Annotated in this window: 31 protein-coding genes and 1 pseudogene; 20 read left to right on the top strand and 12 right to left on the bottom strand. The window is 69.7% G+C overall.

Annotation, left to right across the window (positions count from 1 at the left end; translation table 11 throughout):
• The first annotated feature begins 56 nt into the window (after positions 1–56).
• Positions 57–326, top strand: coding sequence for a hypothetical protein (locus IFT89_RS14475; protein WP_202939318.1), 270 nt, complete (start codon positions 57–59; stop codon positions 324–326).
• 30 nt (positions 327–356) lie between these two features.
• On the opposite strand, the gene IFT89_RS14470 is transcribed toward IFT89_RS14475, so the two are convergent.
• Complete coding sequence (locus tag IFT89_RS14470) at positions 357–935, bottom strand: hypothetical protein (RefSeq protein WP_202939317.1); 579 nt, start codon at positions 933–935, stop codon at positions 357–359.
• 73 nt (positions 936–1008) lie between these two features.
• Here IFT89_RS14470 and IFT89_RS14465 point away from each other — a divergent pair, with 73 nt between their 5' ends.
• Entirely contained in the window at positions 1009–1338 is a 330-nt protein-coding gene (locus IFT89_RS14465; protein ID WP_202939316.1) for a hypothetical protein, read from the top strand.
• 118 nt (positions 1339–1456) lie between these two features.
• Positions 1457–2140, top strand: a complete 684-nt coding sequence (locus tag IFT89_RS20830) for a helix-turn-helix transcriptional regulator (RefSeq protein ID WP_202939315.1) — start codon at positions 1457–1459, stop codon at positions 2138–2140.
• Here the strand turns inward: IFT89_RS20830 and IFT89_RS14455 are convergent.
• Both IFT89_RS14455 and IFT89_RS14450 read right to left on the bottom strand, forming a co-directional pair.
• Positions 2116–2514 (bottom strand): VOC family protein, encoded by a 399-nt coding sequence (locus tag IFT89_RS14455; RefSeq protein WP_202939314.1) that lies wholly within the window; start codon positions 2512–2514, stop codon positions 2116–2118. The two genes, IFT89_RS20830 and IFT89_RS14455, sit on opposite strands and share 25 nt — an antisense overlap.
• A gap of 83 nt (positions 2515–2597) precedes the next feature.
• A complete protein-coding gene (locus IFT89_RS14450; RefSeq protein ID WP_202939313.1) occupies positions 2598–3164 on the bottom strand; it encodes a TetR family transcriptional regulator in 567 nt (188 codons plus the stop codon).
• Between the two features lie 101 nt (positions 3165–3265).
• Between IFT89_RS14450 and IFT89_RS14445 the strand changes: the two genes are divergently transcribed.
• Entirely contained in the window at positions 3266–4381 is a 1116-nt protein-coding gene (locus IFT89_RS14445; RefSeq protein WP_202939312.1) for a zinc-binding alcohol dehydrogenase family protein, read from the top strand.
• Between the two features lie 25 nt (positions 4382–4406).
• On the opposite strand, the gene IFT89_RS14440 is transcribed toward IFT89_RS14445, so the two are convergent.
• Positions 4407–4991, bottom strand: coding sequence for an NADPH-dependent FMN reductase (locus IFT89_RS14440; protein ID WP_137242743.1), 585 nt, complete (start codon positions 4989–4991; stop codon positions 4407–4409).
• A 200-nt stretch (positions 4992–5191) separates the two neighbouring features.
• Here IFT89_RS14440 and IFT89_RS14435 point away from each other — a divergent pair, with 200 nt between their 5' ends.
• The 3 genes from IFT89_RS14435 to IFT89_RS20825 all read left to right on the top strand — a co-directional run bounded on the left by IFT89_RS14435 (position 5192) and on the right by IFT89_RS20825 (position 6997).
• Positions 5192–5512, top strand: coding sequence for a type II toxin-antitoxin system RelE/ParE family toxin (locus IFT89_RS14435; protein WP_213014285.1), 321 nt, complete (start codon positions 5192–5194; stop codon positions 5510–5512).
• 5 nt (positions 5513–5517) lie between these two features.
• Positions 5518–5823: a helix-turn-helix domain-containing protein gene (locus IFT89_RS14430; RefSeq protein WP_202939310.1), complete on the top strand. Its 306-nt coding sequence runs from the start codon at positions 5518–5520 to the stop codon at positions 5821–5823.
• 85 nt (positions 5824–5908) lie between these two features.
• The gene (locus IFT89_RS20825) at positions 5909–6997 is read left to right on the top strand and encodes a GrpB family protein (RefSeq protein ID WP_307783523.1); all 1089 of its coding nucleotides are present in this window, start codon (positions 5909–5911) and stop codon (positions 6995–6997) included.
• Between the two features lie 51 nt (positions 6998–7048).
• Here IFT89_RS20825 and IFT89_RS14420 read toward each other — a convergent pair whose 3' ends face one another.
• Together IFT89_RS14420 and IFT89_RS14415 are read right to left on the bottom strand one after the other, a co-directional pair.
• A complete protein-coding gene (locus IFT89_RS14420; RefSeq protein WP_202939309.1) occupies positions 7049–8323 on the bottom strand; it encodes a threonine/serine exporter family protein in 1275 nt (424 codons plus the stop codon).
• 50 nt (positions 8324–8373) lie between these two features.
• On the bottom strand, positions 8374–8580 hold the full coding sequence (locus IFT89_RS14415; RefSeq protein ID WP_191940085.1) for a hypothetical protein: 207 nt from the start codon (positions 8578–8580) through the stop codon (positions 8374–8376).
• A 143-nt stretch (positions 8581–8723) separates the two neighbouring features.
• Between IFT89_RS14415 and IFT89_RS14410 the strand changes: the two genes are divergently transcribed.
• Both IFT89_RS14410 and IFT89_RS14405 read left to right on the top strand, forming a co-directional pair.
• Positions 8724–8936, top strand: coding sequence for a DUF2945 domain-containing protein (locus IFT89_RS14410; protein WP_191940084.1), 213 nt, complete (start codon positions 8724–8726; stop codon positions 8934–8936).
• Positions 8937–9005: 69 nt separating this feature from the next.
• Positions 9006–9914 (top strand): cation diffusion facilitator family transporter, encoded by a 909-nt coding sequence (locus IFT89_RS14405; protein WP_202939308.1) that lies wholly within the window; start codon positions 9006–9008, stop codon positions 9912–9914.
• Positions 9915–9983: 69 nt separating this feature from the next.
• Here IFT89_RS14405 and IFT89_RS14400 read toward each other — a convergent pair whose 3' ends face one another.
• Complete coding sequence (locus IFT89_RS14400; protein WP_124768057.1) at positions 9984–10187, bottom strand: hypothetical protein; 204 nt, start codon at positions 10185–10187, stop codon at positions 9984–9986.
• 160 nt (positions 10188–10347) lie between these two features.
• Positions 10348–10902 (bottom strand): GNAT family N-acetyltransferase, encoded by a 555-nt coding sequence (locus tag IFT89_RS14395; protein ID WP_202939307.1) that lies wholly within the window; start codon positions 10900–10902, stop codon positions 10348–10350.
• A 53-nt stretch (positions 10903–10955) separates the two neighbouring features.
• Here IFT89_RS14395 and IFT89_RS14390 point away from each other — a divergent pair, with 53 nt between their 5' ends.
• The 9 genes from IFT89_RS14390 (at position 10956) to IFT89_RS14350 (ending at position 21205) form a co-directional block, all read left to right on the top strand.
• Entirely contained in the window at positions 10956–11243 is a 288-nt protein-coding gene (locus IFT89_RS14390) for a hypothetical protein (RefSeq protein WP_191940082.1), read from the top strand.
• 62 nt (positions 11244–11305) lie between these two features.
• Positions 11306–12034, top strand: coding sequence for an alpha/beta hydrolase (locus IFT89_RS14385; RefSeq protein ID WP_191940081.1), 729 nt, complete (start codon positions 11306–11308; stop codon positions 12032–12034).
• A 273-nt stretch (positions 12035–12307) separates the two neighbouring features.
• Complete coding sequence (locus IFT89_RS14380; RefSeq protein ID WP_202939306.1) at positions 12308–13660, top strand: purine-cytosine permease family protein; 1353 nt, start codon at positions 12308–12310, stop codon at positions 13658–13660.
• 81 nt (positions 13661–13741) lie between these two features.
• Positions 13742–15295: a hydantoinase/oxoprolinase N-terminal domain-containing protein gene (locus IFT89_RS14375; RefSeq protein ID WP_191940079.1), complete on the top strand. Its 1554-nt coding sequence runs from the start codon at positions 13742–13744 to the stop codon at positions 15293–15295.
• Complete coding sequence (locus tag IFT89_RS14370) at positions 15292–16395, top strand: DUF917 domain-containing protein (RefSeq protein ID WP_202939305.1); 1104 nt, start codon at positions 15292–15294, stop codon at positions 16393–16395. The genes IFT89_RS14375 and IFT89_RS14370 overlap by 4 nt, the downstream gene beginning before the upstream one ends.
• Positions 16392–17552, top strand: coding sequence for a DUF917 domain-containing protein (locus tag IFT89_RS14365; protein ID WP_202939304.1), 1161 nt, complete (start codon positions 16392–16394; stop codon positions 17550–17552). The genes IFT89_RS14370 and IFT89_RS14365 overlap by 4 nt, the downstream gene beginning before the upstream one ends.
• A gap of 39 nt (positions 17553–17591) precedes the next feature.
• Complete coding sequence (locus IFT89_RS14360; RefSeq protein ID WP_137242754.1) at positions 17592–18635, top strand: PDDEXK nuclease domain-containing protein; 1044 nt, start codon at positions 17592–17594, stop codon at positions 18633–18635.
• 9 nt (positions 18636–18644) lie between these two features.
• Positions 18645–19700: a DUF917 domain-containing protein gene (locus IFT89_RS14355; RefSeq protein WP_202939303.1), complete on the top strand. Its 1056-nt coding sequence runs from the start codon at positions 18645–18647 to the stop codon at positions 19698–19700.
• The gene (locus tag IFT89_RS14350; protein WP_137242756.1) at positions 19697–21205 is read left to right on the top strand and encodes a PucR family transcriptional regulator; all 1509 of its coding nucleotides are present in this window, start codon (positions 19697–19699) and stop codon (positions 21203–21205) included. The genes IFT89_RS14355 and IFT89_RS14350 overlap by 4 nt, the downstream gene beginning before the upstream one ends.
• Positions 21206–21597: 392 nt before the next feature.
• Here IFT89_RS14350 and pdxY read toward each other — a convergent pair whose 3' ends face one another.
• Entirely contained in the window at positions 21598–22446 is an 849-nt protein-coding gene (gene pdxY, locus IFT89_RS14345) for a pyridoxal kinase PdxY (protein ID WP_079704522.1), read from the bottom strand.
• Positions 22447–22616: 170 nt separating this feature from the next.
• On the opposite strand from pdxY, the gene IFT89_RS14340 reads away from it, so the two are divergent.
• Positions 22617–23627, top strand: coding sequence for a diacylglycerol/lipid kinase family protein (locus IFT89_RS14340; protein WP_192018981.1), 1011 nt, complete (start codon positions 22617–22619; stop codon positions 23625–23627).
• 11 nt (positions 23628–23638) lie between these two features.
• Here IFT89_RS14340 and IFT89_RS14335 read toward each other — a convergent pair whose 3' ends face one another.
• Both IFT89_RS14335 and IFT89_RS14330 read right to left on the bottom strand, forming a co-directional pair.
• A complete protein-coding gene (locus IFT89_RS14335) occupies positions 23639–24985 on the bottom strand; it encodes an MFS transporter (protein WP_244650737.1) in 1347 nt (448 codons plus the stop codon).
• A 10-nt stretch (positions 24986–24995) separates the two neighbouring features.
• Entirely contained in the window at positions 24996–25274 is a 279-nt protein-coding gene (locus tag IFT89_RS14330) for a hypothetical protein (RefSeq protein ID WP_138945899.1), read from the bottom strand.
• 241 nt (positions 25275–25515) lie between these two features.
• Between IFT89_RS14330 and IFT89_RS14325 the strand changes: the two genes are divergently transcribed.
• Positions 25516–26031, top strand: coding sequence for a GNAT family N-acetyltransferase (locus IFT89_RS14325; protein ID WP_202939302.1), 516 nt, complete (start codon positions 25516–25518; stop codon positions 26029–26031).
• Between the two features lie 241 nt (positions 26032–26272).
• Here the strand turns inward: IFT89_RS14325 and IFT89_RS14320 are convergent.
• Positions 26273–26539 (bottom strand): annotated as a pseudogene (locus IFT89_RS14320) (hypothetical protein); the annotation flags it as partial.

Genomic DNA, 26539 nt, shown 5'->3' with positions numbered 1-26539 from the left:
CCGATACTCGTCGCGCGGGTGATGCGACAGCCGTCGGACATCGCTACGGTCGAGCCATGGACAGCTCAACCGTCATCATGATCGCGGTCCTCGCCGTCGTCGCGGTCATCGTCGTAACGATCACCGTGCAGGCCAGACGACGTACCGGCGCGTCGAAGCATCGCGGGGGTACGACCGCTGACTCCGGCATGCCGTTCATCGTCGACAGCGACGGTCACCACGGCGGCGGTCACCACGGCGGAAGCGACTCCGGCGGTTGGGACGGCGGTGGTGGCGGCGACTCCGGCGGCGGAGGAGACGGGGGCGGCGGGGGCGGCGGCGACTGACCGGGTCGACTCCGTGATCACCTCGGCTGATCAGCGGCGTCGCTGCTGCTTCGAGCGGCGCTTCGGCTTCGTGCGCGGCTTGCGCTTCGATGGCGGCACAACCGCGTCCCCCTCGCCCGAGCGCTTCCGGCGCGAGACGTCGACGCCGCCTGCCGGTCCACCGATCCACATCGGCACCCCACTCCCCCAGCCTGCGACGAAGAACAGCACCCCACCGACGACCAGGCCGGCGACCCCGACGACCTGCCAGATCGCCTCGTCATAGATCACGGGCCCCACGGCCTGACCGTCGAAGAGCAGATGGAACCCATTGTTCACGACGACGACGAGCAGCGTCAGCCACCCCACACCGAACACCGTGCCAGCCACCCACCCCCATGAGGCGATCGCCAACCCGCCCAAGACGGCGGCCGCAGCAACGGGTACGCCGAACGCCACGAACAGGACGATCGCGACCCAGGACTCGGCACTGTCGCCGCCGATGGCGGCCAAGACGATCGCGACGACGACGAGCAGCACCACGGAGGCGATGAGCGCGCCAGTCCACGTCGTGATGCGCCGTCGACTCATCCGGTACGGGTTGGTGGTGGACGACTCCCGGTTCGGCATGGCTCCATCCTCGACCATCAGAGACCCCGCCGTCAGCCGGACGACGAGCGCGGCGTCACGGTAGCCTCCCTGCATGGGGGAATCACGAGGCGCCCGTGCGCGCGCGGGTGCGACCCGCTCCCGAGCATGGCTGACCCTGTCCTGGTGCGCATCAGTCTTGGCCGCGGCGTTCCTGGGGGCAGGCGTCGTGAGCATCTCGACCTACGCTTCGTTCCTCGACTTCCCGCAGGACGATCCCGGCTGGATCAGCCACCACGACTGGCTCGCCTCCACCGGCACGGCTGCACTGATCATCGGCGCCGCGCTCGCGGTCTGCAGCGTGGTGGCGTTCATCCTGTGGCAGGTCGGGCTCCCGGAGCAGCCGGTCGGTCAGGGCGGTCGATCCTCCGCGGAACACCGCTGACCGACCGCGCCGCCATCGCCGTCCCGGCTGGCGGTGGGCGCCGGGCTACGGCCGTCGTCGGTCGACATCGGTCCGATCGGTGTCGACACCATCACGCGCCGATTGAGACACTGGGCAGGTGTACTCCGAGCGTGTCCTCCTCTCCGGCGACGCGCTGTGGCGCTCGGAAGACAGCGCGGGCGGGGCGGTCGTCCCGGCCGACGGCTGCGTCGACCTGATCCTCCGCGATGGCCGGGTCGAGGTGGCCGGGCCATCCACACGGTGGCTCGCCACCGGTCCCGACGGGGCCGCCGGGTCGTTCGGCTTCAGGATGCAGCCGGGGCGGGCCAGGCTCCTGCTCGGCCTCGATCTCGCAGCGATCGCGGACCAGCTCGTACCGCTCGACGACGTCGCCGATCGTCGGACCGCGGCACGGCTGCGAGAGGCGATGATCCCGCTCGAAGCCGGACCCGCCCCGATCGGTACGCTCGCGACGTTCGCAGCCCAGCTTGCCGAAGCGAGTCGCTGGTCGGACGCCGTCCGCCGAGCGGCGTCCGAGGCGACGCCGGCGCGTGACGTCTCCGCGACGCTGAGCGGCTCCGAACGGTCCTTCCGGCGGCGGATGCTCGCCACCTTCGGATACGGCTACGCCACGCTCGTGCGCCTCGATCGCGCACATCGAGCTCGATCATCACTCCGCTCGGGCTCGTCGATCGCCGACGTCGCCGCATCGGCGGGCTATGCCGACCAACCCCACCTCTCCCGCGAGTTCAGGCGCCTCGTCGGCTCGAGCCCCGCTCAGTTCGCGGCGAGCGCGGCGTAGAGGTCGACCGAGTTCCCGTCCGGGTCGAGGAGGGTCGCGTACCGCTGTCCCCACACGGCGTCCCAGGGCTCGACGTGCCCGGCGTATCCGGCATCGACGAGCGAGGCGAAGGTGGCGTCGACGGCAGCCGGACTCCCCTGGTCGAAGGCGAGGGCGATCCGGTGGCCGCCGGACGCCGGAACGAAGGTCGGGTCGAAACCGCGGATCGTCTCGACCGTGTCCCATGCGAGCGCCACCCCTCCGTCCAGGAGTGCATCCACGTGGGGAGCATCGTCCTGACCGGGCTCGATGGGCACTCCCAGGGCTCGGTAGAAGGCGAGCGAGGCCGCCATGTCCTTCGTCACGATGCCGATGAAGCCGAGTCTCAGTGTCATGGTCTCACCGTACGACCGGGCGACGACGGGGTCGTGAACAGAACGGCCACGCTGCGCGCGCGACCGGTTCCCGGTCTGCTCGGTCAGCGACCCGCGAGGTCGCCGAGTCGGGCGCGCATCGCGCGGAGCACGTCGACGAGGAGCACGTCGCCCGGTCCGGCGAGCCACTGCTCGAGGGAGGCGTCGAAGAGTGCCGAACCGATGGATGCGGCGAGCGCCGCGTCGGCTGACGTGACACCACTCTCCACGAGGGCATCGCGCATCGCGTCGGTGAGGACCGCCGACTTCAGCCGTTCCCGCTCGCGCAGCTGCGGTTCCGACCGGATGACGGCGCGGCGGGCCGCGATGTCGTCCCGCCAGCGCTGCAGCTCACCGGCGGCCACGGTTTCGAGGCCGGACATCACGAGCGCGAGCGGGTCGAGTCCAGGTGGCGCCACCGCGACCAGCCGCCCGACGACCGCCGGGAGCTCCCGTTCGCGGAGGAAGAGCACGTCGCGCTTGTCTGCGAAATGCCGGAAGAAGGTGCGCGTCGTGAGTCCGGCGGCTTCGGCGATCTCCGGGACCGTCGTCGCCGAGAAGCCGCGGTCCGCGAAGAGCTCCATCGCGGCGCTCTCGAGTCGGAGAGCCGCATCGGGTGCCCAGCGTGCCATGCGATCAGGATAGTGGATGACACGACGTGTCGTCAGGTGTACAGTGATGGCACGACGTGTCATCAATCGGATGCCTGTCGTCCCGATCCCCTGGAGTCCGCATGTCGACGAACACCGCAGCCTGGCTGCCAGCACCCCGCGCGGACCTCATCGTCGGTCCGGCCGCGATGCACGAACCCGGCCCGGGTGAACTTCTCATCCGGAACCGGGCGGTCGCGGTGAACCCGCTCGACGACGTCAAACAGCGGACCGGGAACCTCATGTACCGGTGGCTGCCGGCGCCCGCCGTGCTCGGTGAGGACGTCGCGGGCGAGGTCGTGGCCGTCGGGCCGGACGTCCGTCGCTTCGCCGTGGGCGACCGGGTCGTCGCGTACGCGGTCGGCATGGAGCGCGGTCGGCGCCATGACGCCGAGGGCGGGTTCCAGCTGTTCACCGTCGTGCGGGCGGACCTCGCTGCCCCGATCCCGGACGGTCTGCGAGACGAGGACGCCGTCGTCCTGCCGCTCGGGATCTCCACGGCCGCGACCGCCCTCTTCCAACGCGACCACCTCGCGCTCCCCCACCCCTCGGAGCTCCCCACTCCCACCGGGACGACCGTCGTCGTCTGGGGCGGCGCCACGAGCGTCGGGAGCAACGCCATCCAGCTCGCGGTCGCCTCCGGCCACCGGGTCGCGACCACCGCCTCGCCGCACAACCACGACCGGATGCGCGAGCTCGGTGCCGACATCGTGCTCGACTACCGCAGCCCGACCGTCGTGGCGGATCTGGTCAACGCCCTCCGTGGTTCCTCGGTCGTCGGCGTCCTCGCCGTCGGGACCGGCTCCGCAGAACCAGCCGTCGCCGTCGCCGCCGCCACCGGGGCACGACGCGTCGCACTCGCGAGCCCGTCGGTGTCGTTCGGGTCACTGCCGCGTCGGGCCGGCCCGAGTCTGACGTTCGTCCGCACCATGACCCGGCTCGTGGCGGCCAACGTCGCGCTCCAGATCCGAGCCCGTCGGGCGGGGATCTCGGCGCGGTACGTGTGGGGCAGCTCGCTCATGACCAACGAGGTCGGGCCGATGCTGTGGGAGGACTACCTGCCGGGCGCGCTCGCCGGCGGACGACACGTCTGCGCACCAGCCCCCGAGTTGGTCGGCGAAGGCCTCGAAGCGATCCAGCCGGCCCTCGACCGACTCCACGGCGGCGTCTCAGCCCGCAAGCTCGTCGTGCGGTTGTGAGGCGCGGGACCGTGACGCTCCGCCCTCACACCTCCCAGACCGAGCGGTAGCTCCGCTCGGCGAGGAGCCCCGACAGCTCCGCGTGCACGGTCATCGTCTTGGCGAGACGTTCGGCGCGGTCTGCCCTCAGTACCTCGGGACGTTCCCAGTCCCGCTCCGACAGGTAGGCCGTGTACGGGTTGATGACGCACTTGAAGTCCAGCATGAGCGACTGCCCGAGCGTGGCGGTGGCCATGTAGCTGTGCGGCAGGCCGGCGGCGCAGACGAAGGTCACGACCTTGTCGAACCAGGCGGCGACCCTGCCGTCCTCACCGGTTGCGCCGGTCGCCTCGATGAGCGACTTCACCGTTGCGGCCGGTGCCCAGTTGTAGACCGGGAAGGCGAGGACGACGCCGTCCGCAGCAGTGATCAACGCATGCAGCCGACGGAACGCAGGGCTCTCGAAGACCCGGTCGTTGTCGAACGGCGGCAGTTCCATCTCGGCCAGATCGATGACGGAGGAGTCATGACCTTGCTCGCGCAGCAGCTCGCTGCTCGCCGAAGCGAGGGTCCGGCTCCGACTCGCCGGATCAAGGCTGCAGGAGATCACGGGCAGGTTCAAGGCGGCCATCCCTCTACGCTAGCCCGGCAGCCCACGCGGTGCGCATGACCGGTGTGCGAGGGTGGAGCATGCTCTCGCCGCAGTCGCTCAGTGAAGCCGACCGCCGTCTGGTCCGTCACGCCGCCAGGCGCGGCATGCATTGCACGCAGACCTCGTAGGGTCTAAACTGAACCTGTGTGGAGCGTGGACCTCGAACCGATACACATTGGTTGGCGTCTCTCGACTCGGATTCCTACGAGCAGGTCATCGCCGCGATCGAGCTGCTCGAGGAGCGCGGCCCGCAACTGGGTCGTCCGATCGTAGACACGGTGAAGGCCTCCAGACACAAGAACATGAAAGAGCTGCGGCCAGGCTCGTCAGGGCGATCCGAACTGAGGATACTGTTCGCCTTCGATCCCAGTCGGCAGGCGATTCTGCTGGTGGCCGGCGACAAAGCCGGCAACTGGAAGTCCTGGTACACGAAGAACATTCCTGTCGCAGACGACTTGTTCGACGCCCACGTACAACGAATGAAGTCCCAAGGAGAGTGAGCATCATGGCTCTGACACGTGAGCAGCTTCTCGCGGAGCGCCCTGTCGACCGCGAACGCGTGGATGCCCACAAAACCCGGATGCTTGGTGAGATCCGAGCGCATCAGCTACGGGAACTGCGTGAAGCAATGGGTCTGACGCAGGTTCAGCTTGCAGAGCGCATCGGTGTCGGACAGCGCCAGGTCTCCAAGATCGAGCATGGAGACCTCGACAACGCGAAGATCGGCACGATCCGGAAGTACCTTGAGGCCGTCGGCGGCGGCTTGGTCATCGAGTACGTCTCCGGCGACCAGCGCGTCCAAGTCGCCTGACGGAGGAGGCCCCAGCGCTTCGCGGCCCAATCGCCGTAACCGGTGACACCCCACGGTGGGCCCGGCGGGTGTGCGAGGGTGGAGCATGCTCTCGCCGCAGTCCCTCAGTGAAGCCGACCGCCGTCTCGTCGCCTCGTGGGCCGCCAATTGCGCCGAACGGGTACTGCCGCTGTTCGAAGCCGAGGCCCCGGACGACGATCGTCCACGCGACGCGATCGCCCGTGCGCGGGCGTTCGCAGCCGGTGACCTCGACACCGCCGGGGAGATCCGCCGACGCTTCGTCGCCAACCGAGCGTCGCAGGTGGTGTCCTCACCCGCAGCCAAAGCCGCCGCGTGGTCGGCCGGGCAGGCAGCAGGTGTCGCGCACATGGGAGCCCACGCGCTCGGCGCCGCCGCCTACGCGGCGAAAGCCGCCGAGCTGCATCAGGCCGGAGCCGGCGCGGCCGAGATCACCTGGCAGCTCGACCACCTGAGCGACGCGGTCCGGTCGGCACTCCGCCTCCTGCCGGCACTCGGCACCGATCCGTCAGGGCCGCTCGGCAGCGGACTGCTGGCATCGGGAGCGCTCGGCGACAACATCCGCGCCATCCAGAGCGGCTTGCGCCGACGTCCCCGCCGCCCGGACGTCACGACGCTCGAGCTGGTCGGAGGCCCCGAGCCGGTCCGGATCGAGCTGCACGACGCCGACCCGGAGTGGCCCGAACGGTACCGGGAGCACCGGCAGCGGATCATCGACGCCCTCGGAACGAGCGCGGGCGGGTCCAGTGCCGTCGCGATCGAGCACATCGGCTCGACCTCGGTGCCCGGACTCGCGGCGAAGCCGATCGTCGACATCGTGGTCGCCGTGGAGGACATCACGGCGGAGGAGGACTACCTCGACCCCCTGCTCACCGCCGGCTACGTGCTGCGCGTCCGTGAGCCCCGCCATCGGATGGTGCGGACGCCGGAGCGCGACGTCCACGTGCACCTCTACGAGCAGGGCGCACCGGAGATCGACGAGTACCTCCTCCTCCGCGACCACCTGCGTTCCGACGCCGACGACCGCGCGCTGTACGAGCGCACCAAGCGGGAGCTGCTCGGGAGGTCCTGGGACGACATGAACGACTACGCCGACGCGAAGACCGAGGTCATCCTCGCGATCAAGGCGCGGGCGCGGGCAGCACTGAACCGCTGAGTCGCCCGAATCTGCACGGATTCGGCTCGGTTTCGGACGATTCCGGGCGACTCAGGGACGGGCGGTCGCACGCACCGGCGGGATGACGACACCGGTGAGGACCGCCGCCGTTTTGACGCCGACACAGAGGCTGATGAAGACCGCCAGCGCCGCCGTGACCGCTGAGCCCTCGAGCGTCGCGAGGGAGACCAGGCCCACGGTGCCCGGCACGAGCATGAGCAAGGCCGGCTGGAACGTGACATTGGACGGCACCGCCGCCGAGTACCGCTCGACGATGCGAGCGACGACGAACACGAGCCCGGCGGTGAGCCCAGTCGCGACCGCGTTCCCCACGAGTGGGGCGAACAGGACGATGCCCGCGTAGGTCAGCGCCATCACACAGATGGTCAGCAGCGTCAGGGAGCGGCCCGAGCCGAACGCGATCCCGATCCCGGCCGCGAGCATCACGACGCCGATCCACGTGAACCACAGCGGCGGGACCGACTCCCACCCGACGAGGTCCGAGCTCCCGCGGACCACCTGACCGACGAGCGCCGTCGAGTCGGGGTCGATCGACAGGCCGGTGAGCAGCGCCCCGGCCGAGATCCCGGCCGCCATGAAGGCGAGCACGATGAGCCCGTACATCAGGCGCGCCGAGCCCGTCACGATGTCCGTCGCCGTCAACTCCAGCAGGGCGTTGGTGATGAGCGCGCCGGGCACGAGGATCGCGATCGGCGCGCAGACGGCGAACAGCGGCACGGGGCCGAGATCCATCGCCGATGCGAGCGTCCCGACGAGCGTCGTCGAGACGAACGCCGTCACGAACGGGGCGATCGCGACCGCTCCCCGCCACCGCGCCAGCAGGGTGATGACGAGGCCGACGAAGGCACCGACGAGCATGGATGCGACGATCGCCCACCATGGGCAGCGGAACAGCAGTGCGAGCCCTCCCGCGAGCAGCAGGTTCCCGACCACCCAGTGCATCGACGCATGCGGGCGCGGCGTCTCCCGGATCGACTGGATACGGGCCGGCAGATCACCGACCGGCCAGTGTCCGAGCTCGAGTTCGCGCATGAGCCGGTTCGCCCGCGCCGCGCCCCGGAACGACAGCTCGCCGTGCGTGTTGCCGGCCGCGAGCACCGCGCCGGTGCGCACGTCGTTCACGATGATGAGCTGCGGCAGCACCGAGAAGGCCAGGCCCTCGTCGCCCGATGCGACCGTGGCGCGCTCCAGGGAGTCGCGGACGTCGGTGACGGAGGTGCCGGCATCGAGGAGCAGGCAGCCGAGCGCACTGTAGGCGTGCGCAGCGGTTCTGCGGTGCTCATCGGTCGCGGCGTCATCACTCATCCCGCCAACGGTACGCGAGATTCGAGGGGTGCCCGCGGCTGCCGTGCGCCTCAGCGGCGGTTGCGGAGGGCGACGGCTCCTGCCACACCGAAGTACAGGCCGGCGAGGATCGGGACGATGACGATCCACCAGAAATGGAAGCCGAAGTCGCCGTGGGCGTTCGCGATGGCGACCGGGATGAGCGCCACCCCGAGTACGACTCCCACGATGCCGATGCCGAGCGCGAGTCGGGGTCTTCCCGGAGTGAACGAGGCCATGGGGACACGCTATGCCCGCGGAGCCCCTGGACCTCGGGGGATATCCCCTGCGCTCGCGCGGCGCAAGCGCTTGTCCGGCCGCCGACACGCTGGCATCGTCGCTGTCACGTCGCGCGCGCGGCGTTGAGCGCCGAGGAGGCAGCATGGCAGACGTACGAGTGGGTGACCGCGTGTCGTGGGGCACCTCGCAGGGGCGGACGCAGGGGAAGGTCGTCGAGCGGAAGACCGCGGACTTCCAGTTCGACGACCAGCACTTCACGGCGTCGAAGGACGAGCCCGCGTTCATCGTGGAGTCCGAGAAGACCGGCGCGAAGGCCGCACATAAGGGCTCCGCGCTACGCGTCCTGAAATCCTGAGGCCCGGACCGCGGTCGTCCGGATGTCCGGGCGTACGCGGCGCACTCCGGCTGGGCGTAGCGTTGGCGCATGACCGTCGTGATCGCCTTCCTGGCCAACGTCATCGTCGCCATCGCCAAGTCCATCGTCGCCGCGCTCACCGGGTCGGCGTCGATGCTGGCCGAGGCCGCGCACTCGTGGGCCGACGCGGGGAACGAGATCTTCCTCCTCATCGCCGACAAACGGGCCGACAAGCAACGCGACGCCGCACATCCGCTCGGCTATGGCCGTGACGCGTACATCTTCTCGCTGTTCGCCGCCTTCGGGATCTTCACCGTCGGTGCGGTCGTCTCGATCCAGCACGGTATCCAGAGCCTCACCGCACCGGAGGCGATGGAGAACTACGCCCTCAGCTACCTCGTGTTGGGCGTCGCCTTCCTCCTGGAGGGGTTCTCCTTCACCCAGTCGATCCTCGAGGGTCGGCGCACGGCGAAGAAGTACGGCCGCGGCTTCTTCGACTACATCGTGAACGGCTCCAACACGACGCTCCGCTCGGTGTTCTTCGAGGACTCCGCAGCACTGCTCGGCCTCATCATCGCCGGGGCCGGCATCGGCCTCCACCAGGTGACCGGCGACCCGGTGTGGGATGCGATCGGCTCGATCGCGATCGGCGTCCTGCTCGGCGGGGTCGCGCTGCTGCTCATCAACCGCAACCGGCGCTATCTCCTCGGGGCCTCGCCGAGCCCCGCCTACCGCGCGCAGACGATCACCGCGCTCCTGACGCACCCGGAGATCGAGCGGGTCACGGCGCTGTACCTCGAGTTCAGCGGACCGGAACGTCTGTTCCTCGTCGCGTCGGTCGACCTCGTCGGCGACGACCGCGAGAACGACGTCGCGCGTCAGCTCCGCCGACTCGAGGGCGACCTCGAACAGGACGAGCTCATCGGCAAGGCCGTGCTCACGCTCTCGGTGAGCGACGAGCCGTCGATCACCGTCTGAGCCTTGACTTGCCCAAAACTGCTCGAAATTCTTGGATTTCCGTGTAGTGTCGGGCGACTCAGTGCCGGCTCACGCCATGCAGGGAGCCCACTCCTGGTTGGACAGTTCCCGCTGCTCGTTCTCGGTCTGCAGGAGCCAACCGGTCTTCGTCGCGCCTCGGTACTGTCCGCTCACGAGGTCGGCACACCAGGAGCGACCGTCGAAGGCCCACCGGACGAAACTCGCCTCGCTCCCCTTGCGCAGGAGCGGGCGTTCGCGTTCTACCTGACTCATGTGTTCCATCTCGACCGTGGCTGACATATCTTCCAACCGTATCGAGGAACGTCTCCGGTGAACAGACTGCTTGCGTTTCGCGGCCGGTTGACCGAAAATACCCGGTCGCGCCCGGAAGCGGCGTCCTTCGAGACGCTCGGAGATCGGGTGCAGCGGTGGTTCAGCCCACGAACACGCGGAGCGCCTCGTCGCTGAGCGCCCGGTCGGCGAACACGAGGCGCACGGCATCGGGATCCGGGTTGCCCGCGTCGGGGCCACGCCAGACGACCTCCAACCCCGCGCGTTCGGCAGCCCGTCGTGATCCCTCGTTGTGCTTCAGGAGGAACGCCACCACGGGCAGATCCGGTGCCGACGCCGATGCGGCGGCTCGCGCGGCCGCGATGAGCTCCTGCGCGTATCCGCGCCCCCACGCCGCGGGCGCCAGGCGGTAGTAGAGGTTCCAGGCGACCCCGCCACGCAGGCTCGGGCCACCGATGCCGACCAACGCACCCGTCGAGGTGTCGCGCGCCACCCACACGTCGAGACGGTTCGCCTCCCAGCCGGCCTGATACCGCTCGATCAACGCACGGGTCTCGGCGAGCGCCACGTGTCGGGCGGACGGCAGGTGCGTCCAGACCGCGGGGTCGGCATGGAGCTCGTGGAGCTCCGGCAGATCGCGCTCGGTGGGACGCGTGAGCGTCAGTCGTTCCGTCAGGGTCGGCGGCGCGTCGGTCATGCCTTCCATTCTGCTCTCTGGTCGGCGGCTGCCCCACTCGATACCCTGAGCCCATGGCTGCGAAGAACGAACCGATCTCGGCGCGCGCGTGCGCGATCCTCAGTATCGCCATCGCCGCGTTCTCCATCTACCTCGTCGCCGCGACGGCGAGAGACGGCGGGTCATGGACGTTCTCGGTGCTCGCCTGCTTCGTGCCGCTGCTGTTCGCCGCCCAGGGCATCAGGATGAGTCGCCAACCCGGCGCCCCCTGGCCCACCTTCAGCCTCATCGGATCGATCGTCGGCGCAGCACTCGGACTCGTGTCCTTCGCCGCGTTCGCCTGGTTGCTCGTGCGCTCCTGAGTACAGCGACGCAGCGCGGCGTCGCCGCGTAGAGTCGTCACCAGCGCCGACGGAGGAGGGCCATGCGACTGCACGTCGAGGAACGCGGGCACGGACCGGTCCGGATCGCCCTCATCCACGGGTTCCTGGCCGACGGAGCCGCCTGGACCGACGTCGTCGCAGCGTCCGACCCGGAGCGGTACACGTTCCTGCTCGTCGACCTGCGCGGTCACGGCTCCAGCCCACGCGCCGATCGGACCCGGGGCGAGCGCTACGACATCGCCTCACTCGCGGCCGACCTCGTCGACACGCTGCCGACCGGCCTCGACGCGATCGTGGGCCACTCCCTCGGCGGGCGGCTCCTCATCGACATCGTGGGGCCGCTCCGCCCGGCGCACGCGATCTACCTCGATCCCGGGTTCGGGCTGAAACTCCCCGGTCGCGGTCTCGGAGCCCGCCTGTTCTGGGCGATCCCAGGACTGCCGCGGCTCTTGGCCTGGCTGTACGACCGCACGGACCCCGCGACGGGGCCCGCGAACGTCGCGCTCGCCGAGGCCGCCCATGCCGCGTGGGACCGCTCGATGGTCGCGGAGGTGCTGCAGGACGTCGCAGCGAACCCCGTGACACCGTCGGCGCCGACCGTCCCCTCGACGCTGGTGCTGTCGGACGACGCGAAGCTCGTCCTTCCGAGAGCCGACGTCGAGCGCTACGAACGGTTCGGCTGGACCGTCACGCGGTTCCCGGGGATCCGCCACGACATGGCGGCGCTCGACGGGGCACGGACCTTCGAGGTGATCCAGGCCTCGCTCTGAGCCGGCCCAGGGACCGTAACCAACCAAGCCGCCTTCCTCGGTCACTGAGCTTGTCGAAGTGCACACGGAGGACACCCCCTTCGACAGGCTCAGGGACCGGGTGGGTCGCTCAGGGACCGGGTGGGTCACTCAGCGACCTGGTGAGACGGGGTGCCTGTGCAGAGTGCTGATATCGCGCGCGGATTCCTGCATCATGCACATTCTGCTGCGGGCGGGCCGTCAGTAACGTTGCCGCCACCCGCACCGCTCCCTCCCCCACTTCTGGAGACCAGCATGGCTCGCATGGCACACGCAGACGACTTCGCCCTGTCCCGCGTCCGTCCCGACGCACAGAAGCCCTGGTTCGGCATCGCCGTCCAACGCTTCGGACAGGTGTCGGCCCTGTCCCAGTTCCTCCTCGGCGCCACCCTCGGCTACAGCATGACCTTCGGCGAGGCGTTCCTCGCCCTGCTCCTCGGCTCGATCATCCTCGAGGTGATCATGTGCATCGTCGGCATCATCGGCCAGAAGGAGGGCCTCAACACCGCGCTCCTCGCCCGCTGGACCGGCTTCGGCGAGATCGGCGCGTCCCTGGTCGGACTCGCGATCGGCATCAGCCTCATCGGCTGGTTCGGCATCCAGAGCGCGATCTCCGCCGAGTCGCTCGACGCCCTCCTGCCCGGCTTCATGCCGGTGTGGGCCTGGAGCCTCATCTTCGGCCTCGCCGTCACCGCCATCGTCGCCTACGGGTTCAAGGGCATGCAGTGGCTCGCGAACATCACCGTCCCGCTGTTCCTCATCCTCGTCGGCTGGTCGATCATCAGCGAACTCACCCAGCACGACTTCATGGAACTCGTCACCGGCCCGGCACCCGGCCCCACCATGAGCGTCTGGGCCGGCACCGGCATCGTCGCGGGCGGCCTCATCGTCGGCGCCATCATCACCGCCGACATGACCCGCTTCAACCGGTCCCGCGCCGACGTCATCAAGCAGACCGTCGTCGGCGTCTCGCTCGGTGAGTTCGTCATCGGCCTCTCCGGGGTCCTGCTCGCCCACGCCGCAGCCTCGGGCAACGTCGTCGCGATCGTCACGTCGTCGGTCGGCCTCATCGGCCTCATCATCGTCATCACCGGGACGCTCAAGATCAACGACTGGAACCTGTACTCGTCGACGCTCGGGCTGGTCAACTTCATCTCGACCGCGTTCGGCAAGAACCTCAACCGCGTGACCACCACCATCGTGCTCGGCGTGGTCGGCTCCATCCTCGCGGCGGTCGGCATCCTCGGGCAGTTCTCCGGCTTCCTCATCATCCTCGGCGTCGCCTTCCCGCCCATCGCCGGCATCATGGTCGCCGAGTACTTCATCGTGAAGCGCTGGCGCGGCGAGCTCGACGAGACCCGCGCCTCGGGCCGCCTGCCCACGACCGCCCCGCGCATCGTCCCAGCGACCATCATCATCTGGGCCGTGTCCGCGATCACCGGCTACTTCGTCACCTGGGGCATCCCCGCCGTCCTGTCGCTCATCCTCTCGATGGTGCTGTACATCGCCGCCGGCAAGCTCGGCCTGGTCCGCGGTGTCGGTGTCGCCCACACCTCGCAGATCGAGGCGGACGTGACGACGGACACCCCCGCCACCGCCTCGAGCTGACCCGCGGGACGCCCGTTCCGTCGCGCCAGACCGTTCCACCGCACACCGCTCCACCGCACCAACAGAAAGCGAACCCCTCATATGCACATCGGTATCGATGTCGGCGGCACCAACACCGACGCCGTGCTCATGGACGGCACCACCACCCTGGCGGCCGTCAAGCACGCGACCACCCCGGACGTGACCGACGGGATCGTCCAGGCGATCGGCGAACTGCGGAGCGGACACCACTTCGACGGCGAGCAGATCACCGCGGTGATGATCGGCACGACGCACTTCATCAACGCCCTCGTGCAGGCCAAGCGGCTCGCACCCACCGCGGCACTGCGCCTCGGACTCCCGGCCACCCGCGCACTGCCGCCGCTCGTCGACTGGCCGGCGGAGCTCGTCGAGGCGATCAGCGCACGCAGCTACCTCGCGCACGGCGGCTACGAGTTCGACGGACGCCCCATCTCGCCGATCGACCCCGACGAGCTGCGGGCACACGCCGAGGACATGCGTGCGAACGGCATCCGCTCCGTCGCGATCTCCTCCGTCTTCAGCCCCGTCAACCACGACCTCGAGGTCGAGGCGGCGCGGATCGTCGGCGACGTGCTCGGCCCGGACGTCGCCATCTCGCTCTCGCACGAGATCGGGCGCATCGGCCTCCTGGAACGCGAGAACGCGACGATCATCAACGCAGCCCTGCGCGAGCTCGCCTCGGAGATCGTCGACGGGCTCACCGCCGCCGTCCGGAAGCAGGGCATCAAGGCGCCCATCTTCCTCAGCCAGAACGACGGCACGCTCATGGACGAGGACTACGTGCGCCTCTACCCCGTCGCGACGTTCGCGTCCGGCCCCACCAACTCGATGCGCGGGGCGGCACTGACGAGCGGACTCGCGACCTGCGCGGTCGTCGACATCGGTGGCACGACGGCGGACATCGGTCTGCTCATCAACGGCTTCCCCCGCGAGACGGCGAACGAGGTCAAGGTCGCCGGCATCCGCACCAACTTCCGCATGCCCGACGTCCTGTCCATCGGCATCGGCGGCGGCAGCATCGTCGACGAGGAGACCGCCGAGGTCGGCCCGGCATCCGTCGGGTACAAGCTCATGACCGAGGCCCTCGTCTTCGGCGGCAGCACCCTCACGGCGACGGACATCGCCGTGGCCGCCGGTCGCGCGTCGATCGGTGACGCCTCGAAGGTCGCCCACCTCGACCCGGTCTTCGTGGAGCGCGTCCTCGAGCGGATCGGCGAACGCATCGCCGAGGCCGTCGACCGCATGCGCACCTCCCCCGAGCCGATCCCCGTGGTGGCGGTCGGCGGCGGGTCGATCCTGCTCTCAGACGAACTCCCCATCTTCGGCGCCGTGCACCGGCCCGACAACTACGCCGTGGCGAACGCCATCGGTGCTTCCATCGCGCAGGTCGGGGGCGAGATCGACAAGGTCTACGCCATCGAACCCGGCCGACGCGAGGAGGCGATCGCCGAGGTCCGTGCCGAGGCGATCGACAAGGCGATCGCGGCCGGCGCCTCCCCCGCGTCGGTCGCGATCGTCGATTTCGACGAGGTCCCGATCCCCTATCTCCCCGGGAACGCCACGCGCATCCGGGTGAAGGCCGTCGGCGACCTCGACATGGGAGGCCTCCGATGAGCTGGACCATCTCGGCCGACCTCATCCCTGGCCTCGCCCGCGGTGCGGCCGTCCTCGGGACCGGCGGTGGCGGTGACCCGTACATCGGCGCACTGCTCGCCGCGCAGGCGCTCCGCGAGCACGGCGACGTCACCGTCGTCACCCTCGACGAGGTCCCCGACGACGCGCTCGTCCTCACCGTCGCGATGATGGGCGCCCCGACCGTCATGGTCGAGAAGCTGCCGAGCCTCACCGAGGTCGTCGCACCGGTCCACGCCCTCAGTGCCTCCCTCGGTCGCCCGGTCACGCACATCGCGTGCGCCGAGGTCGGCGGTGTGAACTCGACCATCCCGATCGCCGCAGCCGCAGCGCTCGGACTCCCCCTCATCGACGCCGACGGGATGGGGCGGGCCTTCCCCGAGCTGCAGATGGTGCTCCCGACCCTGTACGGCATCGACGCCTCCCCGCTCGCGTTCAGCGACGAGAAGGGCAACACCGGCGTCCTCACGACCGTCGACAACAGCTGGACGGAACGCATCGCCCGCGTCGCCTGTGTCGAGATGGGCTGCTCGGTCATGATCTCCGGCTTCCCGATGTCCGGCGCGCAGGCCCGCGAGGCGCTCGTCGCCGACTCGCTGTCGCTGTGCCGCGAGATCGGCGACGGCATCGAGGCGGCCCGAGCCGAGAAGGCCGACCCCGTGGAGCGGACCGTGCAGTTGCTCGGCGGTCGCGAGCTGTTCTCCGGTAAGGTCGTCGACGTCGAGCGCGCGACCACCACCGGGTTCGCCCGAGGTCGCGCACGGATCGACGGCGTCGACGCGAGCCTCGAGCTGTCCTTCCAGAACGAGCACCTCATGGCGGCGCTCGACGGCGTCACCCTCGTGACGACGCCCGACCTCATCATGGTGCTCGAGCACGACTCCGGCGAGCCCATCACCACCGAGGGGCTCCGCTACGGACAGCGCGTCCGCGTGATCTCGGCGCCGAGCGACGACCGCTGGCACAGTCCGGCGGCGCTCGCGATGGTCGGGCCGGGGTACTTCGGGTACGAGGTGCCGTCCCACCGCTTCGACGGCACGGCCGAGACGCCTGCGCCGGACGCGCCGGAGGTCGCCGCATGAGCTGGACGCTGACCGCGGACGACCTGCCCGACCTCGCTCGAGGCGCCACGCTCCTCGGGACCGGCGGCGGAGGTGACCCGTACATCGGCATGATGCTCGTGAAGCAGGTGCTCGGCGACCGCTCCATCACGATCCTCGACCCAGACGACCTGGACGACGACCTCTTCGTCATCCCCACCGCGCAGATGGGCGCTCCGACGGTCATGGTCGAGAAGATCCCCGCCGGGTTCGAGCCGACACTCGCCCTGCGGACGCTCGAGGAGCACCTCGGGCGCACCGCCGACGCGACCATGCCGATCGAGTGCGGTGGCATCAACTCGATGATCCCGCTCATCGTGGCCGCCGAGACCGGGCTGCCGGTCGTCGACGCCGACGGCATGGGCCGGGCCTTCCCGGAGCTCTCCATGGAGACCTTCGCGGTCTACGGCGTCCACGGTTCGCCCCTCGCCATCGCCGGGGAACGCGGCGAGCGCGTGATCATCGACACCGGCGACGACGACCGACAGATGGAGTGGTTGGCACGCGGTATCGCAATCCGTCTCGGCGGCGTCGCGCACATCGCCGAGTACGCGATGAGCGGGGCGGACGTGCGTCGCACCGCGGTGCCGCGGACGATCTCGATGGCGCTGGCCCTCGGCCGGGCGATCCGGGTCGCGCGCGAGGAGCACCGTTCGCCGTTCGCCGCCATCGCCGACACGCTGTCCACGACGCTCTACTCGCACGTCCGGGAGCTGTTCGTCGGGAAGGTCGCCGACGTGGAGCGCCGCACCACCGAGGGCTTCGCCAAGGGCACGGCCGTCATCTGGTCGGCCGACCCGTCGAGCTCCGAACGCCTCGAGATCTCGTTCCAGAACGAGAACCTCATCGCACGGTGGAACGGCGAGGTCGTCGCAATCGTGCCGGACCTCATCTGCATCGTCGACCACGAGACCGCCGAGCCGATCACCACGGAGGGCCTCCGCTACGGACAACGGGTCCGGGTCCTCGGGATCTCGACGCCGGCACTCATGCGCACGCCGGACGCACTGCGCGCCTTCGGACCGACCGCGTTCGGGTTGACGGAGCCGTTCGTCCCGGTGGAGGGCGAGGCAGTGGCTGCGGAAGCCGCGGATGCGTTCGCGTTGGCTACGGAGGGCGTTGCCGGAAACCACGGTTGATCGACAGCTCTGCCAACCTGCAGCATCTAACATATAAGAATGGTCGACGAGCTGGCTCCTGAGTCGTATGCGGCCGCGTTCGAGGACGTGAAACGACACGTCCACTCCGCACGCCTGCGCGTGCAGAGACAGACGAACACCGAGCTGTTGCAGCTCTGGTGGCATATCGGTAACACGCTTCGAGCACGACAGGCTGAAGAGGCTTGGGGCTCGAACGTGCTGTCGCGGCTTGCCGCTGACCTGCGCGCCGAGTTCCCTTCGATGAAGGGTTTCTCTCCGGCGAATATGCGCTACATGCGTCGCTTTTCTGACGCATGGCCTGACCCATCGGCAATTCGCCAACGGCCCGTTGGCGAATTGCCCTGGGGCCATGTGATCGAGCTCCTCGACAAGCTCGACGACCAGACGCTCCGCGACTGGTACGCGGCTAAAGACGTGCACCACGGGTGGAGCCGATCCGTATTGGCACACCAGATCACGACGCGGCTGCATGAGCGGGAGTCAGCAGCCCCTACGAACTTCTCGAGAACCCTCCAGCGGCCCGATGCTGACCAGGCACAGGAGATCACGAAGGATCCGTACGCGCTGCAATTCCTCGCCGTCGACAGCGACATCTCCGAGCGGAACCTCGAGGAGCAGATGGTGAACCGCATCTTGGAGACGATGCGCGAGCTCGGCCCAGGGTTCGCATTCGTCGGCCGCCAGGTGCACTTCGAGATCGAAGGCGACGACTTCTACGTCGATCTGTTGTTCTTCCACGTCGAGCAGCTGCGCTATGTCGTCATCGAGCTCAAGACCACGAAGTTCGACCCACGCGACGCCGGCCAGATCGGGTTCTACGTCTCGGTCGTCGAAGATCGGCTGCGCATTCCAGGCAAACACCAACCGACCGTCGGAATTCTCCTGGTCGCCAGCAAGAACGACACCGTCGTCCGGTATGCGCTGGCATCCGCAACGAATCCCGTCGCGGTCAGCAGATATGAGCTCACTGAAGACGCTCAACGTGCTCTTCCAGACGAGAGCATCATCACCCGGGCGTTCACCGACGAGCTCGTTCGCGACACCAGGGACTCCCGAGCCTAGGCTGAGGGCATGCCGACCCTCCTCGAGCACGATCGCCTCCCCGCCGTGGCGACGGGGTTCGCGATCCTGGGCTCGGGAGGTGGCGGCGCGACGACGATGCTCGAGCTGGCGCTCCGCGACGAGCGCGCCTGGCCGTTCGACCTCCACAGCGTCGACGACCTCGACCCGGAGACCCCGTGTCTCGCCGTCGGCTTCGTCGGTTCCACGATGCTGCTCAGTGAGCGCCTGCCCGGCACGGACCCGTTCGGGCGGCTGATCGGGGCCGCGGAACGCTGGCTCGGACACCGCATCCCGGCCATCTGTTCGTTGGAGGGTGGCGGGGTCAACGGGCTCACCCCCTTCGCGTTCGCCGCGGGGAGGACCATCGTCGACGCTGATCTGACCGGGCGTGCCGTCCCCTCGCTCGACCAGATGTCGATCCTCGTGGACGAGGTCCCGGGCATCGTCGTCACCTGCGACACCGGTGCCGGCGGGGTCGCGCTCGTCGAGACCGAGCGTGCTCTCGACATCGAACGCGTCGTCCGCGCGGCGATCGTGCAAGCCGGCGGCAGTGGCGGCATGGTGTTCGCGGGCTTCACCGTCGGCGACCTCCGAGCGCACGCCATCGTCGGGAACGCCGCCCGGGCACTCGAGCTGGGCGGCGCGTTCCTCGCGCGGATCGACGGCCCGCTGACCGCCCTGGCCGAGTCGCTGGGTGGACGGCTCCTCGCGGAGGGACGGATCAGCAGCATCGAGCCGGACTCCCGCGACCCGCACGTGCTCACCTTCGGGATCGACGGGAGCAGTGGCGCGCTGCACCGTCTCGTCGCACGCTCCGAGACGCTCGCGTTCATGACCGACGGACGACTCGAAGCCGCCGCGCCGGACCTGATCGTCGTGGTCGACGCCGTCTCGCGGGACATCCTCGAGGTCACCGCGATCTCGATGGCGAGACACGTCGCCGTCATCCGGGTCGACGGTCCGGACTGGTGGTCCGGCTCCCCGGAGCGACTCCGCCACGTGCTCCCGTCCGCCTACGGCCTGGACGAGCTCGACGAGGTCCGAACCGACGAGGTCCCGGCATGAGCGATCGCCTGCAGTTGGGTGCGCTCCTCGTCCACCCCGACAACGGCGGCGTGCGGCTCATCGCCGGCCCGGCCGACGCCAACTGGGCCGGCGTGGTGGTCGAGACGAACGAGGCGGCCCTCCCCGAGGACGGCGCCGGACGACTGGCCGTGGTGACCGGAGCCCCACCCACGAGGCCGTGGCAGCAGGACGCACTCGTCCGTCGCACCCGGGATCGTGGCTTCCTCGCCCTGGCGATCCCGGAGGCCGACGGCTTCGGCGCGGGGACGCGCGCGCTCGCCGACCGACTCGGCTTCTCGCTCCTGCACGTCGACCGACCGATGCTGCTCGCGAAGGCGTGTTGGCAGCTCGTCGAGGCCCGCGACTCCCTGACTCTCGGGTACGTCCGCAAGGTCGCGCAGTCCATCGAGTATCACGCCGAGGGCCTGGCCGACCTGCTCCGCCACCTCTCGACGAGCATTGGCCACGGGATCGCCCTCATCGACAGCGAGGGCGTCCTGCTCGAGGCCGGCGGGCGGTTGCCGTCCGAGGTGCACGCGGCGATCGACTTCGGCCCCTGGGTCGACCTGACGAAGGCCGGGCGCGGCGCGGCGGCATCGGTCCGGGTGGACAGCCCGAGTCGGGAGGGCCTCCGGGTCGCGTTCTTCGGGGACGGACTCGACGACCGACAGCTGAGTGCGCTCGCGGTCGCCGCCGAAGTCGCCATGCCCGCCGTCGCGGCGCGGATCCTCATCGACGAGGTCGCCGAGGTCAGTGACGCGTCCGTGTCGTCCGGCGTCCTGCGGGACTTCGTGGACCTCCGAGGCCGCCCCGATCCCGACGTCGAACGCCGCATGCTCGAGCGGGGCTGGAGGACGACCGGCTACCACCTCGCGTTCCGGATCGTCGGCCGGAGCCGAGTGGACGCCCTACAACTCCTCCGCTTCGTGACCGGCGCGCTCGGGCGGATCGCCGTGGACTCCCACGCGACGACGAGCGGCCGCGGGGTGAGCGGTTGGCTGACCTTCGCCGAACCGCCGGAGCCGCCGCAGGTCGAGCGGTACATCGCCGCCCTCCGCGACCTCCACGTGGAGGCGCGGCGCTCGTTCAACGTCGCGACGGCCGTCGGGTCGCTGGCGAGCGGATCGGCGGGTCTGACGTCGTCACTCGGTGAGGCGTCCGACGCGGTGCGCATCGCCGCGAACCGGTCCACGACGGGCTGGTTCGTGCGGGTGGACGGCCTCGGCCTGGAACAGCTGCTGCTCGCGTGGACCGGAAACGACACGTTCGTCCCGGCGGCGCGGTCGCTCCTCGCACCGTTGCAGACCGGCAACGGCGAGCTGCTGACGACGCTGTCCGCCTACCTCGACCACGAGTCCGCGGTCGCGCCGACGGCCGCCGCACTCGGACTGCACCGCAACACCGTCGCGACGCGGATCACCCGCGCGCAGGAGCTCCTCGGCGTCGACATGGCGGACCCGGAGGTGCGCCTCGCGCTCCACCTCGCCTGCCGCGCCGTGCGGTGAGGAAGCGCTGAGGCACCCTGGTCACTGAGCTTGTCGAAGTGCGCCCTTCGACAAGCTGAGGGACCGAAAACCGTTCGAGACACCTTCCCCGGTCACTGAGCCGCCCCCGGTCACTGAGCCTGTCGAAGTGCACACGGACAACCCCGCCCTTCGACAAGCTCAGGGACCGGAAAGGGAGCTCAGGGACCGAAAACCGTTCGAGACACCTTCCCCGGTCACTGAGCCTGTCGAAGTGCACACGGACAACCCCGCCCTTCGACAAGCTCAGGGACCGGAAAGGAAACTCAGGGACCGGAAAGGGAGCTCAGGGACCGGAAAGGGAGCTCAGGGACCGGAAAGGAAACTCAGGGACCGGAAAGGGAGCTCAGGGACCGGAAGGGGACCTCAGCGGCTCAGACCGCCGTCGCGGTGAACTGCATCCGCGGGTTCGCGTAGAACTCCTGCGCCTCGACGAGCTGCAGCTCGCGCTGGCCCGAGCGGTACGTGAGCTCGACGAGGTCGAACACACTCGACGCCGTGCGCTCGAGGGCGAGCTTCGCGTCGCGGGTCTCGCCGTAGTGTGCGGCGAACAGGGCGGCCGTGACGTCGCCGGAACCGTTCGCCTTGAACGGCAGCAACGGCGTCTGGACGATCCACCGACCGGCGTCGTCCACGACGAGCATCTCGATCGTCTCGGGGTCGCGGTCGGGACGCTCGACGCTCGTCACCAGGACGACCGACGGGCCCATCGCGCGCGCCAGTTCGACCGACGCCAACGTGGACTCGAGCGAAGCGGGCTCGGTGCCCGTGAGGAAGCCCAGCTCGAACTGGTTCGGCGTGATGATGTCGGCGTTCGGCACGACGCGGTCGCGCAGCAGGTCGGGGATCTCCGGGGCGACGAAGCACCCGGACTTCGCGTTGCCCATGACCGGATCGCACGCGTACAGCGCGTCGGGGTTCGCCGCCTTGACCCGCTGCACCGCGTCCACGATGACGTCGCCGATGCCGACGCCGCCCTGGTAGCCCGAGAGCACGACGTCGATCTGCGGGAACGCACCGCGCTCCTCGACACCGGTGATGACCTCGCCGACCTGCTCGGGCGAGATGAGCGGCCCGCGCCACGCGCCGTACCCGGTGTGGTTCGAGAAGTTCACCGTGTTGACCGGGATCACCTCGACGCCGATGCGCTGGAGGGGGAACACGGCCGCGGAGTTGCCGACGTGCCCGTAGGCCACGGCTGACTGGATGGAGAGGATCTTCACGATGTCGCAATCACGATGGGGAGGCCGCCGCGGACACTGCGTTCGTGGCGGGCATGGACGGTGCCTGCAAGGACTCAACGATACTCTTCCGCCGCCTACAGAACCCACGTGCCGCGTCAACCCGTGAGCGGGATCCCCCTCACCCGCGTCTCCGCTTCTATGCTGATCGGATGACGACTCCTGAGAGCACGACCACGCCGAGCGACACCACGGCGACCAAGACCGCCGCCGTCATCTACAACCCCGTGAAGGTCGACCTCGACGCACTCCGGGAGTCGGTCGACCGCTCCGCCGCCGATGCTGGCTGGGGCGAGTCGCTCTGGTTCGAGACGAGCATCGACGACGTCGGCCAGGGCGTCACCGCCGAGGCGATCGCTGCGAAGGTCGACCTCGTCATCGCGGCCGGCGGCGACGGCACGGTCCGCGCTGTCTCAGAGGCCTTGCGGGGCAGCGGGATCCCCCTCGCGCTCCTCCCCTCCGGCACCGGCAACCTGCTCGCCCGCAACCTGAGCCTCACCCTGAACGACCTCCCGGGCTCCGTCGTCACGGCGTTCACCGGCGACGACAAGCCCATCGACCTCGGCGTCATCGATATCGAGCGCGCCGACCACTCCCGCGACCGCCACGTGTTCGTCGTCATGGCCGGCATGGGGATCGACGCGAAGATGATCAAGAACACCGACGACGACCTCAAGGCGAAGGCCGGTTGGGCCGCCTACGTCGACGCGATCGTGAAGTCGCTGCGCGACCCCGACGAACTGCACCTGCGGTTCCGCATCGACGACGAGCCGCAGACCCGCGCGACCGTCCACACCGTCATCATCGGCAACTGCGGTTCGCTGCCGGCCAACATCCTGCTGCTGCCGGACGCGGTCGTCGACGACGGCCTGTTCGACCTCATGTTCATGCGCCCCGGCGGGATCCTCGGGTGGATCCGCATCTGGGCGAAGGTCGCCTGGGTGAACGGCGTCCTCCGTCGCACGAAGGCGGGCAAGGCCCTCGCCGGCAAGCAGAAGGACGACGGCGACCTCCGGTACGGCACCGCGAAGCGCTTCGTCGCCCGGATGTCGAAGCCGGAGGAGATCGAACTCGACGGCGACGGCTTCGGCAAGGCCATTGCGATCAACACCTGGATCGAGCCGGGTGCCCTCACCGTCCGCGTTCCGGCTGCGGCGGAGTAGCTCGGGCGCCCTCAGCTCACCGATGTGCGTGGGGTGACCCGGCGGGCCCAGAGCAGCACGGGGATCAGCAGGAGGGCGAGCACGCCGCCCGCGATCGACAGCGCACCGTAACCGACCCCCGCCATCACGACGCCGGACATGACACCGGCTCCGGCACCGGCGAGCGCGATGAGGACGTCGAGCGTGCCCTGGGTGCGTGCCCGGTTGGCGGGCACGGTGTGGTCGACGACCAGCGCGGTGCCCGCGATGAGCCCGAAGTTCCAGCCGAGTCCGAGGAGGGCGAGCGCCAGGATGAGCAGGCCGAGCGAGTCCGCCGGTGCGAGTGCTCCCGTGACACCGGCGAGCAGGAGGGTCACGCCGGCGGCGATCGCCATCGGCGTGCGGCCGATGCGGTCGACCAGGACGCCGGTCACGAGCGAGGGGAGGTACATCGCGGCGATGTGGATCCCGATCACGAGCCCGACCTCGCCGAGGCCGTGGTGGTGGGCGCGCATGTGCACCGGGGTCATGGTCATCACCGCCACCATGGCGATCTGCGTGACCACCATGACCGCGGCGCCGACGTAGGCGCCGACGCCGGGACGCGGGCGTGCGGCGGTCGTCGGCGATGTCTGCTTCGACCCCACCTGCTCCGCAGCGGTCCGCTCCACCTCCAGCTGCGCGAGCTCGGCGTCGAGACGGCGGGCGAGGAGGAACGGGTCGGGTCGGAGCAGCACGAGGAACGCCGTCCCGGCCGCGAGGTAGGCGACCGCGGCGAGGAGGAACGGCCCGGCGAGCGACGGCAGCCCGAGGCCGGTCGCGAACGATCCCAGCGGCTCGACGAGGTTGGGTCCGGCGACAGCGCCGAGCGTGGTCGACACCATCGCGACGCTGATCGCCGAACCACGTCGGGCCGGGGTCGCGAGATCGGTGCCGGCGTAGCGCGCCTGGAGGTTCGTGGCCGTGCCAGCGCCGTAGACGAACAGCGACAGGAAGAGGAGCGGCACCAGGGCGGTGGTGGTGGCCACGACCACACCGATCGCGCCGACGCCACCCGCCGCGAATCCGAGTCCGAGCCCGATGCGCCGGCCGAGCCGCTGGGTGACGCGCCCGACGAGGAAGGCGGTGAGCGCGGAGCCGAGGGTCAGGAGCGCGGCTGCGACGCCCGCGAGGCTCATGCTGCCGAGGACGTCCTGCACGAGGAGCGCCCCGACCGTCACCCCGGCGGCGAGACCGGCGCCGCCGAGGACCTGGCTGATGACGACGACCGTGAGCGTCCGCCGCTGCACGCGGGCGCGCTCGGCGGCGATGACAGCTCTGGCGTCGGTCTCCCGGGATTCGCTCTCGCCGCGCACGCTCATGCTCATGCTCATGCTCATGCTCCGACCGTCAGCGTCGCGTGGAGATGCGACCGTAGGCGTCGACCGTCACGATGAGCGACTCGACCTTGCGGTTCACGACGCGGATGATCACGACGATGAGCCAGAGCCCGCCGGTGATGAGCGTCAGGATCAGGTTCCAGAACCAGCCGATGCGCTTCTGTCGCTGCAGCACGGCCTGCTGGCCCTGCACCGACGACACCGTCCAACCGCGCGCGGCGTAGCGGGCGACTTCGGCGTTCAGGACGGCGGTGAGCTGCTCCATCGGGAGCGGAGTGGAGGAGGACATGCCTCGAATCTACCCGTCGCGGGCACCGGGCCACTGAGCCCAACACCGTCGGTCCCTGAGCCGCACACCATCGGTCCCTGAGCCGCACACCATCGGTCCCTGAGCCGCACACCATCGGTCCCTGAGCCTGTCGAAGGGCGCCCCGGCTCCCTACGGCCGACCCCTGAGCCCAACACCGTCGGTCCCTGAGCCCGACACCACCGGTCCCTGAGCTTGTCGAAGGGCGCTCTACGATCGATGTATGCGCATCCGTCTCGCCGAACCTGCCGACCTGCCTGGCGTCCTCGCCATCCACACCGACGCCGTCGCGAACGGTGTCGCGATCTGGACCGAGGTCACACCCGACCTCGCCGAGCGCGAGGCATGGCTCGCCCGCCACCAGGAGCCGGGCCGGGTCGCGCTCGTCGCCATCGCCGACGGCCCCGACGACGCGCTCCCCGAGGGTGAGGTCCTCGCCTACGGCAGCTACGGCCCGTACGCCGCGAAGGACGGGTACCGCCACACCGTCGAGAACTCCGTGTACGTGCACCCGGACGCACAGGGGCGCGGCCTCGGCAAGGCGCTCATGGTCAAGCTGCTGGAACGCGCCACGGCCGACGGCCACCACGTCATGCTCGCCCTCATCGAGGCCGAGAACACCGCATCGATCGCCCTGCACACGAAGCTCGGGTTCGAGCAGGTCGGCCTGCTGCCGGAAGTCGGGACGAAGTTCGGCCGCTGGCTCGACCTCGCCATCCTGCGCCGCACGCTCGCCTGAGCCCTCCCGCCGGTTCACAACTCCTGCTCGCGTCGGTCGCACGTTCGCAGATCGGCTCAGCCCCGGCGTGCCGCTGCGCTCCCGCGACGAACTGCAGGAGTTGTGAACCGGCGGGACGCTCGGCGAGGCGTCCTGCCGGCTGAGGAGCTCGGACCGGATGCTCTGCGCACAACTCCTGCTGGTCGGTCAGAACACCGCCCAGGAGCATCCCGGCCCCGGGTACGCGCCCGGGATGCAGGAGTTACGAGCCGGAGACGGGACCCGAGACGACCACCCGGGCGACCGCACCCGCACCGAGGTCCACGACGCGCGGCTCGGACGCGCCGTTCAGTACGACCCGGACCGGTGTCTCGCCGAGGTTACCGAGGATCACGACGGTCTCGCCGGCGCCATCGACGGCGGCGATCGCGGTCACACCCGCCGGCGAGACGGGCGACCCGGCGCCGGGCGACACCCCGCCGATCTCGACCGCGACGCGCTGCCGTCCGCTGAGCTCGGCGATCCACCC

This window comes from Plantibacter sp. CFBP 13570 (genome assembly GCF_014841395.1).
Lineage (GTDB): Bacteria > Actinomycetota > Actinomycetes > Actinomycetales > Microbacteriaceae > Plantibacter > Plantibacter auratus.
Note: the sequence above shows the minus strand (reverse complement) of the source record. Positions and strands in the feature narration are given on the sequence as shown.